Source organism: Rhizobium sp. PAMB 3174 (assembly GCF_052908375.1).
On the sequence record NZ_CM128608.1, the window covers coordinates 1760928 to 1777115 of the forward strand.

Here is a 16188-nt window from a genome sequence, read left to right on the forward strand (position 1 = left end):
AGTGAGCAAAAGCGGCGACGCACTCAGTCGCACGGCAGGTGGGTCTGGTCCATCGACCGCGAAGGCTCCGAGCAACCGGCCTCGCCGACCACCTTGGCCGGTACCCCGGCGACCGTCGTGCTGGGCGGAACGGCCTTCAGGACCACGGATCCCGACGCAATGCGCGAGCAGCAGCCGATCTCGATATTGCCGAGCACCTTGGCGCCGGCACCGATCAGCACGCCGTTACCGATCTTCGGATGACGGTCACCGCTTTCCTTGCCGGTGCCGCCAAGCGTGACGTCCTGCAGGATGGATACATTGTCGCCGATGACGGCGGTCGAACCGACAACCAGCCCCGTCGCGTGATCGAGAAAGATGCCCTTGCCCATGCGCGCCGCCGGATTGATGTCCGTCTGGAAGACGCTCGAGGAACGGGACTGCAGATAGAGCGCGAAATCGCGGCGGCCCTTGTTCCAGAGCCAGTGCGCCAGACGATGCGTCTGGATCGCATGGAAGCCCTTGAAGTAGAGGACCGGCTCTAGAAAGCGCGTGCAGGCCGGGTCGCGGTCGTAGACGGCCTGGATGTCGACCCGGAGGATGCTGCTCCATTCCGGTTCCTCGGCGAGCATTTCCTCAAACGTCTGGCGCAGGAGCGTCGCCTGGATGTCCGGATGATCGAGACGCTCGCAGATGCGATAGATCACGCAATCCTCGAGGCTCTTGTGATTGAGAACCGTCGAATAGAGGAAGGCCGTCAGCACGGGATCACCGAGCGCGGCAGAACTTGCCTCCTGGCGCATGCTATCCCAGATCGGGTCCATCGACTTGACCTGTTCGGCCCTGCGGGCCTCGTGTGTTGCGACCATCGGTCGTCTCCTTGCTGGCAACGAGCATCGGCTCAATATAGAGGACGCCGGGCCTTTTACAAATAGGCGGCCGCAACGCGATTAACGGCCGGTTTCCGCATTGGCATCGCGCCCGTCGCGATGCGCTGATGTCACTGGCCGGAGACGTGCTCCAGAAACTCCAGAACGGCCTTCTTGAACACCTTGTCGCCGACGGCCAGCATGTGGTCGCGGCCGGGAATGTCGAGCGCAACGGCATTCGGGATCAGGTCGGCAAGTTCCTGAGCCGAGCCGGCAATATCGTCCTTCGTGCCGACGCCGATCAGGACCGGCAGATCGAGCTTTGCGATCTTCTCGCGGGAGACGAGATCGCGCGACGTGGCGATGCAGGCGGCGAGCGCGAGCCGGTCGCTCTTCGTCTGGTCGGCGAAGGCGCGGAACATGCGCCCGCGTTCATGCGTGACGTCATCCAGGGAGGGGGCGAGCAAGGCATCGGCGATCGGATCCCAATCCCCTACCCCGTCACACATGCCGATGCCGAGGCCGCCGAAGATTACCGAGCGCAGCCGGTGCGGATCGGAGAGCGCCAGGAAGGCGGAAATGCGCGCGCCCATGGAGTAGCCCATGACATGCGCCTGGTGAATGCCGAGATGATCGAGAAGCGCCAGCGCGTCGCCGGCCATCATCTGCGGATGATAGACCTCCGGCTCATGTGGCTTGTCGCTGCGGCCATGGCCACGATTGTCGAGCGCGATCACCCGATAGCCGGCATCGCCGAGCGTCTTCAGCCAGCCCGGATGCACCCAGTTGACCGTTGCAGTCGAGGCGAAACCATGGATGAGAAGGATCGCCTCCCCGCTCGCATCGCCCTCATCGAAATAGGCGATGTTCAGGCCGTCGTGGACGAAGGAGGAAAAGCTCGGCGCATTCAGGTTCATGGCGTATCGGGGGCTCCGGTCTTGACGCTCTGACCGCTCACATCGGCCAGCGCATGGAAGATGCGGTGAAAAACCACGGCGATGACGCGATTTCAACCCTACACATTTCAAATGATCGGCGATAATGTCCGCCGCAATCGATAACCGCTACGGAGACCATCATGGCCGGCCACTCAATTCCGCACTTCCAGAACGACGGCGGATACCGCGAAATCCAGATCGGTGTGAAGGAATTCATGTGCACGGGCGCGTCCGTTCCCTTCGACCATCCACACATCTTCATCGACATGGGCGACGACAACGAAAAGGTCTGTTCCTACTGCTCGACCCTCTACAAGTACAATCCGGCGCTCAAGGCGGAAGAAACCGTTCCGGCCGGCTGCACCTTTCACATGAACGCCGCCTGACAGACAGGCTGGCATCCGGCCGCGTGGCGCCTGCCCCAGCGCCCCCGGCCGTGAAAAAGAGAACGGCGGCATTTCCATGACCATAAAATCCGCATTGATCGCCGGCGCCGGCATTGCCGGCCTGACCTCGGCGCTTGCGCTTGCGCGCGCCGGCATAGCCTCGCGCATCATCGAGCAGGCCGAGGAACTCCAGGAGGTCGGCGCCGGCCTGCAGATCTCGCCGAACGCCTCCCGGCTGCTGGCCGAGGTCGGCGTGCTGCAACGGCTGGAGCCCCGATGGCTGGAGCCAGAGGCAATCAGGCTGGTCTCGGGCCAGAGCCTGAGCACGCTCGCAACCGTGCCGCTCGGCGCGTCCGGACGCATCCGCTGGGGCGCACCCTACGGCGTCCTGCACCGCGCGACGCTGCAAAAGGCGCTCGTCGAAGCCGTTCTGGAAAATCCCCTATGCCGGCTCGAGCTCGGCCACCGACTGGAACCGGAGACGCTTGAGGGCGCGATGGCGGAGAGCGGCGCGGAGCTGCTCATCGGAGCCGACGGCGTCTGGTCGCGGGTCAGAAGCCGCGTGCCCGGCGCGCCCATCCCGCGCTTCTCCGGCAATGTCGCCTGGCGCTTCGTCGTGCCCGCCGATCAGGCGCCGGAAGTGCTGAGGCGCGATTCGGTGACCGCGCTGCTCGGCCCGTCCGCCCACCTCGTCTGCTATCCGCTGAAGGAAAGCGGCGGCTTCAACCTCGTCGCCATCACCTCCGGCATCAATCCCGGCGAGACCTGGAACGCCCCAAGCGACCCGGCCGGCCGGCTATTGATGGAGACCGCATTCAAGAGCTGGCATCCGACGATCCGCAAACTTCTTGACGATGGCGAATGGCCGGTCTTCTGGCCATTGAACGAGGTCGGCTCCGGCCGCTGGCAGAACGGTAGCGATACCGTGCTGATCGGCGATGCTGCCCATGCGATGATGCCGTTTGCCGCCCAGGGCGCGGCGATGGCGATCGAGGATGCCTTCGAACTGGCCGCCCTCCTCGCCCGCCTGCAGCTTGGACCGGCGCTTGCCACCTTCGAGAGCCGGCGGCGGGAGCGCGCGACGAAACTCTCTCGGCGCGCCGCCTTCAACAAGTTCGCCTATCATGCGACCGGTCCCGTCCGCTTCGGACGCGACCTGGTCCTTTCGATGCGATCGCCGCAGTCGCTTGCCGGCGATCTCGACTGGATCTACGGCTACCGGATCGGGGGCTGAGCGCCCCCGAAGCCTTCAGACGGCGGCAGCGGCGGCCAGACCCGCCTCGATGTCCTTTTTGATGTCGGCGACATCTTCCAGACCGATCTGCAGGCGCAGCACCGGACCTTCCGTCGGCCCCTTGCGGATGGTGCGGTCAGACAGGTTCACGTGCACGGCCAGGCTTTCAAACCCGCCCCAGGAATAGCCGAGGCCGAACAGCCGCAGCGCATCGAGGAAAGCATGCGCCTTCGCCTTGAAGCGGTCGGGGTTATCGGCAGCCAGCACGACGGAGAAGATGCCGCTCGCGCCGGTAAAATCCCGCTTCCAGATCTCATGGCCGGGGAAGCTCTCCAGCGCCGGGTGCAGGACCCGCGCCACGTCGTCGCGCGTCTCCAGCCAGCGGGCGATCTCCAATGCGCTTTCCTGATGGCGTTCGAGCCTGATGCCCATCGTCCTCAGGCCGCGCAGGATCTGGTAGGCGTCATCAGGCGCCGCGCACATGCCGAGCGAAAAGTTGCCTTCCCAGAGCCTGGCCCAGCATTCCTTGTTGGCCGACACCGTGCCGAACAGGACGTCGGAATGGCCGGACGGATATTTGGTCGCCGCGTGAATGGAAATGTCGACACCATGGTCGAGCGGACGGAAATAGAGCGGCGTCGCCCAGGTATTGTCCATGGTCACCACCGCGCCATGGCGGTGGGCTACGGCCGAAATCGCGCCGATGTCCTGCATCTCGAATGTGTTGGAGCCCGGCGCTTCGGTGTGGACGAGCTTGGTATTCGCACGCATCAGCGATTCGATGCCGGCGCCGATTTCCGGATCGTAGTACTCGGCCTCGACGCCCAGACGCTTCAGCATCGTGTCGCAGAAATGGCGGGTCGGACCATAGACCGAATCAACGATCAGGGCGTGGTCGCCGGCCGACAGGAAGGCGAGAAACGGAACGGTGACGGCAGCAAGACCGGACGGGACCAGGATCGTGCCCTCGGAGCCTTCCAGCTCGTTGATCGCGTCGGCCAGCGCATCGGAGGTCGGCGTGCCCCGCGTGCCGTAGGTGTATTTCTGCCCGCGCGTCTCCATGGTACGCGCATCGGGAAACAAGACCGTCGAAGCGTGCACGACCGGCGGATTGACGAATCCATGGAACTCGCGCGGATTGTGTCCGCTGTGTGCCAGGCGCGTGTTGATGCCAGCGCCTTCCATCTTTGACTTCATATCGTTCATCGGGGGGTCTGCCTATCGTTCAAAAACTGTGGATATGGGGAGGATTTCGACGCCAGACATGGCCCGGATGAACAATCCCGTCAAGCACGACACGTCCCGGAAAACTGCCGTTACGTCAGTCAATCCGGAAAGGCCCCGTTGTCACTTTTTTATGCAGCAAACTGCCTCATCTGGCACTTTTTGCCCGTTTTCCGGCCTGTTTTTACCAAAAGCCGCAATTGCGAAGACGATTTTTTAGATAAGGGTTGACCCTCAGCATTTTTTACGACTGTGATAGCGATACTCGCACCGGGAGGTTTCGCGAGACGTGCAGGGCTGGTCTGGAAACATGGATCGGTTTTGCGCCAAAACAGTCTTAAGACAACAGACAAACATAAGGTTGGGAAAAATGAAAAAGACACTTCTGTCCGCCGCTCTCGGCGCAGCAGTCTTTGGCCTCGGCGCACACGCCGCTTCTGCTGCGACGCTGGACGACGTCAAAGCCAAGGGCTTCGTGCAGTGCGGTGTAAGCCAGGGTATTCCGGGCTTCTCGAACCCTGACGATAAAGGGGAATGGTCTGGTCTCGACGTCGATTATTGCCGCGGCATCGCTGCCGCCGTCTTCGGCGACGCAACCAAGGCGAAGTTCACGCCTCTCTCCAGCAAGGACCGCTTCCCGGCCCTGCAGTCCGGCGAAGTTGACGTCCTGACGCGTAACACCACCTGGACGATCAGCCGCGACACGTCGCTCGGCTTCAACTTCCGCACCGTCAACTACTATGACGGCCAGGGCTTCATGGTGAAGAAGAGCCTCGGGGTTTCGTCGGCTCTCGAACTCTCCGGCGCCGCCGTCTGCGTTCAGACCGGCACGACGACCGAACTCAACCTCGCCGACTACTTCAAGGCCAACGGCCTCGAGTACAAGCCGGTCGTGTTCGAGAAGGAAGCCGATGCAACCGGCGCCTATGACGCCGGCCGTTGCGACGTCTACACCACCGACCAGTCGGGCCTCTATGCTATCCGCCTGACGCTCAGCAGCCCGGATGACAACATGGTTCTGCCGGAAGTCATCTCCAAGGAGCCGCTTGGCCCGGCAGTGCGCCAGGGCGACGACCAGTGGTTCGATATCGTCAGCTGGGTACACTACGCCATGGTCAATGCTGAAGAACTCGGCATCACCTCGGCCAATGTCGACGACATGAAGGCCAACGGCAGCCCGGACATCAAGCGCATGCTCGGCTCCGAAGAAGGCACCAAGATCGGTACCGACCTCGGCGTCTCCAACGACTGGGCCTACAGCATCATCAAGCAGGTCGGTAACTACGGTGAAGTTTTCGCCCGCAACGTCGGTCCGGAAACGCCTCTGAAGATCGACCGCGGCATCAACGCGCTGTGGACCAAGGGCGGCCTGCAGTACGCTCCGCCGATCCGCTAAGACAAGTTCAGATACTGACTTGATGTGGGGAGGCAGTGGCAACGCTGCCTCCCCATGTGCAACCCGACAAGGGCAATTAAGACTCCCGCAAAGGGAGAATAAGGGGAAAAGGCAAAATGGCTGACCATGCGTTAAGCTCGCCAAACGCCGGATCCAGCAGTGGCACGTCTCTCATCTACGACCCGAAAGTCCGCGGGATTTTCTATCAGGTCGTGACCGTCGCCTTGCTGGTCCTTTTCGTCTGGACAGTGACGAACAACACTATTCACAACCTTCAGAAAGCCAATATCGCCTCAGGTTTCGGCTTCTTGAGCGGTCGCGCCGGTTTCGACATCGGCCAGCACCTGATCGACTATTCCAGCGACTCGACCTATGGTCGGGCGCTCATCGTCGGCATCCTCAACACCATCCAGGTCGCGGTCTTCGGCATTATCACGGCCTCGATCATCGGCTTCCTGGTCGGCATCGGCCGGCTGTCGCACAACTGGCTGATTGCCAAGATCTGCCAGGTCTATGTGGAAATCTTCCGCAACATTCCACCGCTCCTCGTCATCTTCTTCTGGTACAAGGGCGTTCTGGCGATCCTTCCGCAGCCGAAGGATGCCATCCAGCTTCCCTTCGACATCTTCCTCAGCAATCGCGGCTTCGCCTTTCCCAAGCCGATTTTCGGCGAGACCTTCCTGATCGTCGTCGCGGCATTCGTGATCGGCATCATCGCGTCGATCTTCATCTCGTCCTGGGCGACAAAGCGGCAGATGGCGACCGGGCAGCAGTTTCCGAAGGGTTGGACCAGTCTTGGCCTGATCATCGGTCTGCCGATCCTGGTCTTCCTCGTCCTCGGCATGCCGATCACCTTCGACATTCCCGTTGCCGGTCGCTTCAACCTGCAGGGCGGATCGCTGATCGGTCCGGAATTCATGTCGCTCTATCTGGCGCTCTCCTTCTACACGGCAGCCTTCATCGCGGAAATCGTCCGTGGTGGCATCAAGGCGGTCGCCAAGGGGCAGACCGAAGCCGCCAACGCGCTTGGACTGCGGTCCGGCGTGACCACGCGACTGATCATCATCCCGCAGGCGCTCAGGATCATCATTCCGCCGCTGACCAGCCAGTACCTGAACCTCACCAAGAACTCCTCGCTCGCCGTCGCCGTAGGCTTCGCCGACGTGGTGGCCGTTGGGGGAACGATGCTGAACCAGACCGGCCAGGCCGTCGAAATCGTCGGGCTCTGGCTGCTGATCTACCTTTCCATGTCGATCAGCACGGCCATGTTCATGAACTGGTTCAACGCCAAGATGGCACTGGTGGAGAGATAAGCACATGGCTACGAATAATCTCGCCTTCGTGCGTCGCGACATGGCCCCGGCCCAGCCGGCGCCTTCAAGCGTGGTCGGACCCGTCCACTGGATCCGCGAAAACCTGCTGGCAACGCCGAAGGACGTCGTTCTGACGATCGTCGCCCTGGCGCTGCTGGCCTATATCCTGCCGGGCATCATCGACTGGCTGCTGATCAATGCGGTATGGACCGGCAGCGACCGCACCGCCTGCGCCACCATCGCACAGGGCGGCGTCCTGCCGGACGGCCAGGCAGGCGCCTGCTGGGCCTTCGTCGGCGCGAAGTTCCAGCAGTTCATCTTCGGGCGCTACCCGTTCGACGAACGCTGGCGGCCGATCCTGGTCATGGCGATGTTCGTCGTGCTGCTGATCCCGATGCTCATCCCGAAGGCGCCCCACAAGGGCTTGAACGCATTCCTTCTGTTCCTGGTGCTGCCCTTCGTGTCGTTCTTCCTGCTGTCGGGCGGCTTCGGCCTCCGCCACGTGGAGACGCCGCTGTGGGGCGGTCTGATGATCACCCTGATCCTGTCCTTCTTCGGCATCGTCGTTTCGCTGCCGGTGGGGATCGTGCTCGCGCTCGGACGACGGTCCAACATGCCGGTCATCCGGCTGCTCTGCGTCGTCTTCATCGAGGTCATCCGCGGCGTGCCGCTGATCACGGTCCTGTTCATGGCGAGCGTCATGCTGCCGTTGTTCCTGCCGGACGGCTGGACCTTCGACAAGCTCCTGCGTGCGCTGATCGGCGTGTCGCTGTTCTCGTCCGCCTATATGGCGGAAGTGATCCGCGGCGGCCTGCAGGCGATCCCGAAAGGACAGTTCGAAGGTGCGGATTCCCTGGGTCTCAGCTACTGGCACAAAATGCGGCTCGTCATCCTGCCGCAGGCGCTGAAGCTGGTCATCCCGGGCATCGTCAACACCTTCATCGGTCTCTTCAAGGATACCTCCCTCGTCTCCATCATCGGTATGTTCGACCTGCTCGGCATCGTCACGCTGAACTTCTCGGACGCGAACTGGGCGACCCCTGTGACCCCGATTACCGCCTTTGTCTTTGCAGGTCTGGTCTACTGGATCTTCTGCTTCGGCATGTCTCGGTACTCGCAGTTCATGGAACGTCACCTCGACACCGGTCACAAACGCTAAAAACCTCAGGGGAATACAAATATGGCACAAGCTCAAACAACTGGCGCCGCCAAGCCCAAGACCGATACCGCCATCGAAATCATCGGCATGAACAAGTGGTACGGCGAGTTCCACGTGCTGCGCGACATCAACCTGAAGGTGACGTCGGGCGAGCGCATCGTCATCGCCGGCCCGTCGGGCTCCGGCAAGTCGACGATGATCCGCTGCATCAACCGCCTGGAAGAACACCAGAAGGGCAGAATCATCGTCGATGGCATCGAACTGACGAACGACCTGAAGAAGATCGACGAGATCCGCCGCGAAGTCGGCATGGTGTTCCAGCACTTCAACCTCTTCCCGCATCTGACGATCCTGGAGAACTGCACGCTGGCGCCGATCTGGGTTCGCAAGATGCCGAAGCGCGAAGCCGAACAGATCGCCATGCACTTCCTGGAGCGCGTCAAGATCCCGGAACAGGCCAACAAGTATCCGGGCCAGCTCTCGGGCGGGCAGCAGCAGCGCGTGGCGATCGCCCGCTCGCTGTGCATGAAGCCGAAGATCATGCTGTTCGACGAACCGACCTCGGCACTTGACCCGGAAATGGTCAAGGAAGTGCTCGACACCATGGTCGGTCTCGCCGAGGAAGGCATGACCATGCTGTGCGTGACCCACGAAATGGGCTTTGCGCGCCAGGTCGCCGACCGGGTCATCTTCATGGACCAGGGCCAGATCGTCGAACAGAATTCGCCGGCCGAATTCTTCGACAATCCGCAGCACGAGCGCACCAAGCTCTTCCTCAGCCAGATCCTGCACTAGTTATCTGCCTGCAGTTCAGTCATCTCAGCGGGGCCCTTCACGGGCCCCGTTTTTCTTTGCGTGCAGAATGTCCGTCCCGCGCGTCCCGGCGGTTGCGGTCGTGCCTGCCTCATGCATACTGCCCCATCATCGACCCGCTTCCGGAGGCCCCATGTCGCATCACCTGAAATTCTTCATCGACGGCGCCTGGGTGGACCCCGACGAGGCACGGACGCTCGACGTCATCGATCCATCGACCGAAGAGCCCTTCACGCAGATTGCGATCGGCGGGCCCGCCGACGTCGACAGGGCCGTAGCGGCCGCCAGGACGGCGTTCGAGACATTTGGCTACTCAGCCCGGGAAGATCGCCTCGCGCTGCTCAGGCGCATCCTCGCGGCCTATAATGACCGCTTTGAAGACATCGCGCGGGCGGTCAGCCAGGAAATGGGCGCGCCGCTTGCCTTTGCGCGCGACAGCCAGGCCTGGGCCGGCCGCGCGCATCTGGAGGCAACCATCGCCGCCTTCGAGTCCATGCACTTTTCGGAGAGCATCGGCACGACGACCGTGCTGCGCGAACCGATCGGCGTCTGCGCCTTGATCACGCCTTGGAACTGGCCGCTGAACCAGATCGTCTGCAAGGTCGCGCCGGCGATCGCCGCTGGCTGCACCGTGGTGCTGAAGCCGTCCGAGATCGCGCCGATCAGCGGCATCATCTTCGCCGAGGTCATGGAAGCCGCCGCGACGCCGAAGGGTGTCTTCAATCTCATCAACGGCACCGGCCCCGATGTCGGCCAGGTCATGGCGGGTCACCCGGACGTGGACATGGTCTCCTTCACCGGCTCGACGCGCGCCGGCATCATCGTCGCCAGGACGGCGGCCGACACCGTCAAGCGGGTCGCGCAGGAGCTTGGTGGCAAATCGGCCAACATCATCCTGCCGGATGCCGACTTCGACACCGCCGTCACCGAGGGCGTGAAGGGCTGCTTCGGCAATTCCGGCCAGTCCTGCGATGCGCCGACACGCATGCTGGTGCCGAAGGACCGGCACGACGATGCCCTGGCAATCGCCAAGATGGCCGCGGAGGCGTTCACCACCGGAGACCCGCGCAAGGATGGGACCGATCTTGGGCCCGTCGTCAGCCAGGTGCAGTACGACAAGATCCAGCGGCTGATCGAGACAGGCATCGCCGAAGGCGCAACGCTGGTGACCGGCGGCCCCGGCCGGCCGGAAGGCCTCAATCGCGGCTATTACATCCGGCCGACGGTCTTTGGCCACGTCACCCCCGACATGACGATCGCCCGCGAGGAGATTTTTGGACCGGTGCTCTCGATCCTCTCCTACGAGGACGAAGAGGAAGCGATCCGGATTGCCAACGACACGGTCTACGGGCTCGCCGCCTACATCCAGTCCGGCGACATCGAGCATGCCCGCGCGGTGGCCAAGCGCATGCGGGCCGGCTCGGTCTACCTGAACTATCCCGACTGGGACACGTTCGCTCCCTTCGGCGGCTACAAGCAGTCCGGCAATGGGCGCGAATATGCCGGCTGGGGCATTCACGACTTCCTGGAGATCAAGGGCGTCGTCGGCTGGGGATCGTGACGCCTCCGAGGATGGTCCGGGCGGCTACGCTGCCGCTCGGGATTCCCTCGCCTGTCGACGACCGCAGTTCCTGTCCAGGCCCTATTTTTCGGCTGCCAGCATATGACCGTCATACAATCCCGCTAGATCACGGCGATCAACGGGATATGGTGGCGTCGATCATATTGCATCGCAGCATGATTCTTGTTGATATGTGGGGGAATCACATTGTCAGGCACGGACACCACCATGAACCGATATGATCTCGTCGTCATCGGCAGCGGCCCGGCAGGACGCCGCGCCGCCATCCAGGCCGCCAAGCTTGGCAAGGATGTGATTGTCGTCGAACAGGGCCGCCGCGTCGGCGGCGTGTCGGTCCATACCGGCACCATTCCCTCCAAGACGCTCCGAGAAACGGCGCTCAACCTGACCGGCTGGCGCGAGCGCGGCTTCTATGGCCGCTCCTACCGGGTCAAGCAGGAGATCAGCGCCGACGACCTGCGCATGCGCCTCCTGAAGACGCTCGACTACGAAGTCGAGGTGCTCGAGCATCAGTTTGCCCGCAACCATGTCCATCACCTGCGCGGGCGCGCGCATTTCGTCGATCCGCACACGCTTGAAGTCGAGAAGACCGACGGCGAGATCCAGCGGGTCGAGGGCAAGGCGATCCTGCTGTCGATCGGCACGCGACCGTTCCGACCGGACTATATTCCCTTCGACCATGAGGCCATCATCGACAGCGACGAACTGCTGGAGTTGAAGACCCTGCCCCGCTCCCTTGCGGTCATCGGCGCCGGCGTCATCGGCATCGAATATGCGACGATCTTCTCGGCCCTCGATGTGCAGGTCACGCTGATCGAGCCGCGCCAGACAATGCTCGATTTCATCGACAGGGAAATCGTCAACGACTTCGTCTACCAGCTGCGTGACCGCAACATGAAGCTGATGCTTGGCGAGACGGCCGAGAAGATCGAGCGCGAACCCGGCGGAAAATGCCGGATCACGCTGAAGACAGGGCGGCTGATCACGACAGACATGGTGCTGTTTGCCGCCGGGCGCATGGGTGCGACGGACACGATCGGCCTCGAGGCGGCGGGCCTGACGGCCGACAGCCGCGGCCGGCTGAAGGTCAATCCCACGACCTTCCAGACGGACGTGCCGCACATCTACGCCGCAGGCGACGTGGTCGGCTTTCCGTCGCTTGCCTCGACCTCGATGGAACAGGGGCGCATTGCGGCCCGCCATGCGGTCGGCGCCAGCCATGCCGACCCGCCGCATTATTTCCCCTACGGCATCTACGCCGTACCGGAAATCTCCACCTGCGGGCTGACGGAAGAAGAGGTCAAGGAACGCAACATTCCCTATGAATGCGGCATCGCCCGCTTCCGCGAGACCTCGCGCGGGCACATCATGGGGCTCGACACCGGCCTCCTGAAGCTGATCTTCTCGCTGAAGACGCGCCGCCTGCTTGGCGTTCACATCGTCGGCGAAGGTGCCACGGAGCTCGTCCATATCGGCCAGGCGGTGCTGAACCTCAAGGGAACGGTCGAATACTTCGTCGAGAACACCTTCAACTATCCGACGCTCGCGGAGGCCTACAAGATTGCCGGCCTCGACGCCTGGAACCGCATGGGCGAGCTGCGCGACGAGGCCAAGGCGGCGGAATAGCCCGGATCGCGGGCCGGCCTCTCGGCGACGTGACGACATGAAAACGGCCTCCCGCATTCGGGAGGCCGTTTCGCATTGGAACTGTAGAGTTCGTGCTCAGGCAGCGTTCTGATGGCGCGTCCTGTGGTTTGCCGTATCCGTGCCCGGCTCGCGGATCGTGCTGCGCCGGTTGAGCTTGAAGCGATTGACCAGCTCGGCCAGGCGTGCAGCACCGGCCGCCAGCCGTTCGCTGATATGGGCGGTATTGGCCACGAGCCCGGAATTCTGCTGCGTCATCTGATCGAGCTGATTGACCGCGGAGTTGATTTCTCCAAGGCTCGTCGATTGCTCGCGTGCGGCGGTGGCGATCGCATCGACGTTGCGGTCGATCGCTTCGACGAATTCCTCGATCTTCTTCAGCGCCTCGCCAGTCTCGCCGACGAAGCGGACGCCCTCGCCCACTTCTTTGGACGAATTGTTGATCAACCCGGCGATTTCCTTCGCGGCCTGTGCGGAGCGCTGGGCGAGGTCGCGGACTTCCTGCGCGACGACGGCAAATCCCTTGCCCGCGTCACCCGCCCGCGCCGCCTCGACACCGGCATTGAGCGCCAGAAGGTTGGTCTGGAAGGCAATCTGGTCGATCACGTCGATGATCTTGCCGATCTCCTGCGATGCATTCTGGATGCGGTTGATCGCCTGGATGGCGTTCTCCACGACGTCAACCGATGCGGAAGCGGCCTTGCGGGCGTCGCCCACCAGCCGGCGCGTCTCGAGCGTGCGCTCGGATGACTGCCGCACCGTCACGGTGATCTCCTCGAGCGCGGCGGAGGTTTGCTCCAGGGCTGCGGCCTGCTGCTCTGTGCGCCGTGCCAGACCTTCCGAGGCTCCGCTCATCGACTGGCTCTCGTTCGCCACGTCGTTGGTCTGTTTCAGTACCTCTACCAGCGTCTCCTGGAACTTTGCGATGGAGGTGTTGAAATCCTTGCGCAGATGCTCGAATTCGAGGATGAACGGCTCATCGATGGTCATGCGGATGTTGCAGTCCGACAAGCGATTGAGGCCGGCGCCGACTGCTTCCAGCGCCTTGACGCGCCCGGAAATGTCGGTCGCAAACTTGACCACCTTGACCACCCGGCCGTCGGCATCGATCACCGGATTGTAGGACGCCTGAATGAAGATCTTCTCGCCGGTCTTCGAAATGCGGGTAAACTGGTCGGACTTGAACTGGCCGGCGGCCAGATCCCGCCAGAGAGAGGCATACTCGGGAGTGCGAACATAGTCCGCTTCGCAGAACATCGAATGATGCTTGCCGCGAATTTCCGCGAGGTCATAGCCGAAGGTCTTCAGAAAATTGGCGTTGGCCGTGACGATCTCGCCCTTCGGCGTAAACTCGATGATCGCCTGCGCCCGGTCCAGGGCGTCCAGCTTGCCCTTGTTCTCGATGCTTTCCATCTTCGAAGCGCTGATGTCGGTGGCGATCTTGACGATCCGGTAGGGCTTGCCGCCCTTGAAGACCGGGTTGTAGGAAGCTTCGATCCAGACCTCGCGGCCACCCTTGCCTATCCGCTTGTACTGCCGCTGCTGGTAGTTGCCGGCCGTCAGATCATTCCAGAACTGGCGGTAAGCGTCGGATCCGGCTTCGCTCGGCTCGACGAACAGGCTGTGCTTCTTGCCGACGATCTCGGCGAGTTCGTAGCCCATCGCGTCGCAGAAGTTCTTGTTCGCGTGACGGATGGTGCCGTCCATGTCGAATTCAATGATCGCCTGGGAACGATCCAGCGCCGCGAGAACCGACTTTTCGTAGCCGCCAAAACCAAGTGAAAACATCGAACCGGTACCCTCCACACGTTTGGAAGGACTATCCGGGTTCATAGTTACCGGCCAATTAATTCAGAAACACCTAAATTAATCGAGCATAACTTGTAGTCGATGACAGCGCCTGCCGGTGATGGCGACATCACGCCCAAGAGCCATGCTCAGGCCCCAAAAGCAATTTGGGAGGCCGAAGCCTCCCAAATCCCTGATCACTCAGCGGCGTCGTCCGCCTTCTTCTTCTTCGGAGCCGCCTTCTTCTTCGGAGCGGCGGCCTCTTCGCTGGCCTCGGCGGCGTCGGCTGCTTCAGCCTTAGCCTTCTTCGGGGCTGCCTTCTTCTTCGGCGCGGCCTTCTTCTCGTCCGAGCCTTCGGCTTCGTCATCGGCCATCAGCTCTTCCTTGCTGACGGTCTTGTCGGTGACCTTCACTTCGCCGAGCAGGTGGTCGACCACCTTTTCTTCGAAGATCGGAGCGCGAAGCGATGCGGAAGCGCCGGGGGTGTTGCGGAAGAAGTTGATGATTTCCTTCTCCTGGCCCGGGAAGTTGCGCAGCTGGTCGTAGAGGGCGCGCTGCATTTCGTCTTCGGTCACTTCAATGCCGGCCTTTTCGCCGATTTCGGAGAGAACGAGACCGAGGCGGACGCGGCGTTCAGCAAGCTTGGCGTATTCCTCACGTGCCTTTTCTTCCGTGGTGTCTTCGTCCTCGAAGGTCTTGCCGGACTGTTCCAGATCGGTGTTGATCTGGCGCCAGATGTTTTCGAACTCGGCGTCGACGAGCGACTGCGGCGTGTCGAACTTGTAGAGTTCGTCCAGCTGGTCGAGGATCTGACGCTTGACCTTCTGGCGCGTAACCTGGCCGTACTGGCCTTCGATCTGGCTGCGGACGATTTCCTTCAGCTTGTCGGCGGATTCGAGGCCGAGCTTGGAAGCGAGGTCGTCATTGATCTCGACTTCGGCCGGTGCTGCCACTTCTTTGACCTTGACGTCGAAGGTGGCTTCCTTGCCGGCAAGATTTGCCGCCGGATACTCTTCCGGGAAGGTCACGGTGATGGTCTTCTCGTCGCCAGCTTTGACGCCGACGAGCTGGTCTTCGAAGCCCGGGATGAAGCGGCCGGAACCGAGAACCAGATCGGCATCTTCGGCAGCGCCGCCTTCAAAGGCTTCGCCGTCGACCTTGCCGAGGTAATCCATGGTGACGCGGTCGCCGTTGGCAGCCTTGCCCTTCTTGGCTTCGTAGGAACGGGCGCTCTCGGCGATCTTGAGGATCTGCTCGGTAACTTCCTCTTCCTCGATCTCGACGACCTCACGGGTCACCTTGATGCCATCGACCGACTTCAGTTCGATCGGCGGGATGACTTCGTAGGAGAGCGTGAATTCGAAGTCGGCTTCAGCGGACAGGATCTTGTCGGCTTCGGCTTCGTCCTCGGTCATGGCGACGGCCGGCTGGGTCGCAGACTTCTCACCGCGCTCGGAGAGGATTTCGGTCGGCTTTTCACGAACGATCTCGTTGACGAGTTCGGCCATGATCGACTTGCCGTAGACCTTCTTCAGGTGCGAGACCGGCACCTTGCCGGGACGGAAACCGTTGATGCGAACCTTGTCCTTGGCTTCCGCCAGGCGCTCGTTCATCTTGGCTTCCATGTCCTTCGCCGGAACGACGACCTTGATTTCGCGCTTCAGCCCTTCAGCGAGCGTTTCGATAACCTGCATTGTCTTACCTTCACTTCGTAGCGGCCGTGACGGGACAGCCGATCGTTTCTCTGCCGGTGCGGGAGCGTCCGTCCTGCCGCGACGTGTCAAATTCCTAGGCATTCCAGCGGGCTGTCGTAAGCCTCAGCCGGATGCCGCGCTTATCCCGGATACGCTCTCAAATGCTATC

At 62.2% G+C, this 16188-nt stretch carries 13 protein-coding genes; 8 read left to right on the forward strand and 5 right to left on the reverse strand.

Annotated features, from left to right (window positions below; all coding sequences use genetic code 11):
* Window positions 1-23 precede the first annotated feature (23 nt).
* Together cysE and ACU5AY_RS08430 are read right to left on the reverse strand one after the other, a co-directional pair.
* Window positions 24-848 carry a serine O-acetyltransferase gene (gene cysE, locus ACU5AY_RS08425; protein WP_446824314.1) on the reverse strand — a complete coding sequence of 275 codons (825 nt, stop codon included), beginning with the start codon at window positions 846-848 and terminating at the stop codon, window positions 24-26.
* Window positions 849-979: 131 nt separating this feature from the next.
* Complete coding sequence (locus ACU5AY_RS08430; RefSeq protein ID WP_446828713.1) at window positions 980-1765, reverse strand: alpha/beta fold hydrolase; 786 nt, start codon at window positions 1763-1765, stop codon at window positions 980-982.
* Between the two features lie 161 nt (window positions 1766-1926).
* On the opposite strand from ACU5AY_RS08430, the gene ACU5AY_RS08435 reads away from it, so the two are divergent.
* Together ACU5AY_RS08435 and ACU5AY_RS08440 are read left to right on the forward strand one after the other, a co-directional pair.
* Complete coding sequence (locus ACU5AY_RS08435) at window positions 1927-2172, forward strand: zinc-finger domain-containing protein (protein ID WP_446824316.1); 246 nt, start codon at window positions 1927-1929, stop codon at window positions 2170-2172.
* Window positions 2173-2248: 76 nt separating this feature from the next.
* Window positions 2249-3406, forward strand: coding sequence for an FAD-dependent monooxygenase (locus tag ACU5AY_RS08440; RefSeq protein WP_446828714.1), 1158 nt, complete (start codon window positions 2249-2251; stop codon window positions 3404-3406).
* A 15-nt stretch (window positions 3407-3421) separates the two neighbouring features.
* Here ACU5AY_RS08440 and ACU5AY_RS08445 read toward each other — a convergent pair whose 3' ends face one another.
* Window positions 3422-4612: a cystathionine beta-lyase gene (locus tag ACU5AY_RS08445; protein WP_446828715.1), complete on the reverse strand. Its 1191-nt coding sequence runs from the start codon at window positions 4610-4612 to the stop codon at window positions 3422-3424.
* 388 nt (window positions 4613-5000) lie between these two features.
* Between ACU5AY_RS08445 and ACU5AY_RS08450 the strand changes: the two genes are divergently transcribed.
* The 6 genes from ACU5AY_RS08450 (at window position 5001) to sthA (ending at window position 12519) form a co-directional block, all read left to right on the forward strand.
* Window positions 5001-6026, forward strand: coding sequence for an amino acid ABC transporter substrate-binding protein (locus tag ACU5AY_RS08450; protein WP_446828716.1), 1026 nt, complete (start codon window positions 5001-5003; stop codon window positions 6024-6026).
* A 116-nt stretch (window positions 6027-6142) separates the two neighbouring features.
* Complete coding sequence (locus tag ACU5AY_RS08455; protein ID WP_446828717.1) at window positions 6143-7339, forward strand: amino acid ABC transporter permease; 1197 nt, start codon at window positions 6143-6145, stop codon at window positions 7337-7339.
* A 4-nt stretch (window positions 7340-7343) separates the two neighbouring features.
* Window positions 7344-8498 (forward strand): amino acid ABC transporter permease, encoded by a 1155-nt coding sequence (locus ACU5AY_RS08460; protein ID WP_446828718.1) that lies wholly within the window; start codon window positions 7344-7346, stop codon window positions 8496-8498.
* 21 nt (window positions 8499-8519) lie between these two features.
* Entirely contained in the window at window positions 8520-9293 is a 774-nt protein-coding gene (locus ACU5AY_RS08465) for an amino acid ABC transporter ATP-binding protein (RefSeq protein ID WP_446824322.1), read from the forward strand.
* Window positions 9294-9444: 151 nt separating this feature from the next.
* Window positions 9445-10872, forward strand: coding sequence for an aldehyde dehydrogenase family protein (locus tag ACU5AY_RS08470; RefSeq protein ID WP_446828719.1), 1428 nt, complete (start codon window positions 9445-9447; stop codon window positions 10870-10872).
* Window positions 10873-11100: 228 nt separating this feature from the next.
* The gene (sthA, locus tag ACU5AY_RS08475; RefSeq protein ID WP_446828720.1) at window positions 11101-12519 is read left to right on the forward strand and encodes a Si-specific NAD(P)(+) transhydrogenase; all 1419 of its coding nucleotides are present in this window, start codon (window positions 11101-11103) and stop codon (window positions 12517-12519) included.
* 96 nt (window positions 12520-12615) lie between these two features.
* On the opposite strand, the gene ACU5AY_RS08480 is transcribed toward sthA, so the two are convergent.
* On the reverse strand, window positions 12616-14325 hold the full coding sequence (locus ACU5AY_RS08480) for a methyl-accepting chemotaxis protein (RefSeq protein WP_446828721.1): 1710 nt from the start codon (window positions 14323-14325) through the stop codon (window positions 12616-12618).
* A gap of 197 nt (window positions 14326-14522) precedes the next feature.
* The gene (tig, locus tag ACU5AY_RS08485) at window positions 14523-16019 is read right to left on the reverse strand and encodes a trigger factor (protein WP_446824326.1); all 1497 of its coding nucleotides are present in this window, start codon (window positions 16017-16019) and stop codon (window positions 14523-14525) included.
* Window positions 16020-16188: the final 169 nt, after the last annotated feature.